This is a genomic window from Cryobacterium sp. MLB-32, assembly GCF_000738085.1.
Lineage (GTDB): Bacteria > Actinomycetota > Actinomycetes > Actinomycetales > Microbacteriaceae > Cryobacterium.
Window position 1 is genome coordinate 1 of sequence record NZ_JPRS01000242.1, and the last position, 2,346, is coordinate 2,346.

Sequence of the window (2,346 nt, forward strand, 5' to 3'; positions counted from 1 at the left end):
AGTAGCGATACGAACGTTCGGAACCCTTCACCCCCGGCTTGGAAAGCTTTAGCTGCCAATGCGAATGATTTCTATCTCTCGACGGGTCCGCTGGCAGAGAATGACTCCACACCTGACGCCGTCACAGGAACCGGTGGGGACGTATCACTCCAAGGGACGTGAAGGCGCGGGTGAGCATTTCTTCGATTCGTTCGGGCAGGTCATCCCGCTCGGTCAGCCGATTGGAAATTTCCTGCACTCCATAGAAGTACGCAACCAGGTGCCACGCCTCCTGGTCATGGTCAAGGCCAGCGGGGATCTCGTCAGCGGCTTCGGCCTCATGGAGGAGCATTCCGATACGGGCAACCCAGCCGACGTACGGTGTGGGCAGGACTGCTGGGATCAGCTGGTATTCCCGCATCAGACGAACGGCCGCCCGGACGCGGACGTCATTGCGGAAGGCGCCGGCCACACCCCGGATTGAGGCGACGATCGCTTCCATCCCGTGAAGAGGCGGCGCGTCGTCAAGGACGTTGGCAAATGGTGCGCGGGAGAATGCGGACCGCACAAGTTCCAAGGCGATATCTGATTTAGCACTGAAGTGATACTGGACCTGGCCTTTTCCCGTCGCCGCTTTCTCGGCGATGAGGCCAATCGAAGCGCCCGCATAACCACGGTCAGCGAATTCAACCGCCGCAGCGGCCAAAATACGTTCGCGCATTTCCGCCGACCGGGAATCGCTGCGTGCCACTCGTACCTCCCGAGATTTCCCAAAGTCCGAGCACAACACGCCTGGGTATCGGCTCCTGAACGAGGCCACGTCCGAGCGGACATCCGCGAGCAGTGCTGTACAAGAGTAACCACCACCCGCTGAACGTCCACACCTCAAAAGTATTGTACGATCGTACAAGTCCTGGTGAGATTCACATCTCGGCGGACTGTGGGGATTCCGGGGGGACCGGGACTGAGCTGCCCCAGTCAGAGTCATCTTTGACTGGGTCGGCCGACCCGGCCCAGGCCACCGACTTCACCCCTGGCCCGAATTCATGCCCTGCCGATCCAGGCCGGAACAAACGCCGACTACGCCATGACCGTGGAAGCGGCCACGGCTCTGGGTGCTGACCTGAAATCCCTTCTTGAGAAGCGGGACGCTACGCTCCTCGCGGCTATTGATGAGGCCGCTCCTCAGAGCTGAGCCGGTCACTCGTTCGACCTAGCGACCCCCGTTGCAGTACACGCTGTGGCGGGGTCTGGGTCGTACCCATGCGCAGTGCTGGGAGCATGACATCTGTAGTGCGACGAATCAAGGAAATCACCCATCCTCGCGGCGGCTACCTCAACCCGCGAACCATAACGACAGTTCAGCTTGGGGATGGCGAGCCTCAGCTGCTCAATCACAAGGTTGAGAATGTCCACCCCGCCACGATGGGTATAGCTGTCGACTACCTGGCGCGTCTGGCCAATGGCGCTCACCCGGGGGGATGCCTTTCGGATATCGCTTCAGGGCGCTGTTCGACTAAACGCTGATGAAGTGGTGCACATTTCGACGGCGTGACCCGCACTGTCAGCGCCGATTACAGCTGAGCCCCCTCCGCCGCCGGTCGAGGCGCAACGACGGGGCGCTTGGATCGAGCGGGTTGAGATCGAAACCGCGCAAGAATGGCCGGATCCATGCTCTCCTCCACAGGTAGCAATTCGAGGGAGTTCTCCACAGGAATGCCCGGTCAGGGCTGTTTAGGTCGCTCCAGTGTCAGTGGTGGCTGGGAAAATTATGCCATGACCACTTCAACGAACCTCCTCATCGAGAGCACGGCGGCACTCGCCGACACGTACTCTCGAGCCCTCGGTGGCGGGGTGAGCTCGGAGGGCGGGCCGAGTGCCGGGTTGGAGCTTCAGCGGATGACCGACGCGGGGCTGTTGGCCGTGGTGGAGGCCAGTTTCGCAGCGGTACGGCAGGGCCAGGCACTGCTCGTGCAGGCGGCGGGTGAGCTGCAGGACCGGTTCGACCACGATTCGGGGCCGCACAGCATCTCGGCCCGAACCGGCAACAGAAACGCCGCCGCAGCCCTCACAGACATCGGGCATATCTCGATGGCGGAAGCCGGGCGGCTCTGTCGGGTCGGGGCGGCGGTTCGGCCGCGGATGAGTCTGATTGGTGAGGCTCTACCGCCCGAATACGCTGAGGTGGCCGAGGCGCTTGCTGCCGGGGTCTTACTGGTGGATTCGGCGCTGTACATCACGGCGAACCTGGGCCAGGCGGCCCCGCGCGCGACGACCGACGACATGATCGCGGCGGAGAAGGAACTGGTGGAGTTCGCGGCGACCAACCCGGTGGACTCGGTGCGAAAGCTCTCCGTTCGCTACCGC

At 62.5% G+C, this 2,346-nt stretch carries 2 protein-coding genes; one reads left to right on the plus strand and one right to left on the minus strand.

Features of this window, described 5'->3' with window-relative positions; genetic code table 11:
• Nucleotides 1-121 precede the first annotated feature (121 nt).
• On the minus strand, nt 122-730 hold the full coding sequence (locus JF66_RS16890; protein ID WP_231556480.1) for a TetR/AcrR family transcriptional regulator: 609 nt from the start codon (nt 728-730) through the stop codon (nt 122-124).
• 1,025 nt (nt 731-1,755) lie between these two features.
• On the opposite strand from JF66_RS16890, the gene JF66_RS16895 reads away from it, so the two are divergent.
• Nucleotides 1,756-2,346: hypothetical protein (locus JF66_RS16895; RefSeq protein WP_035879839.1), on the plus strand; the 591-nt coding region annotated here is incomplete at its 3' end.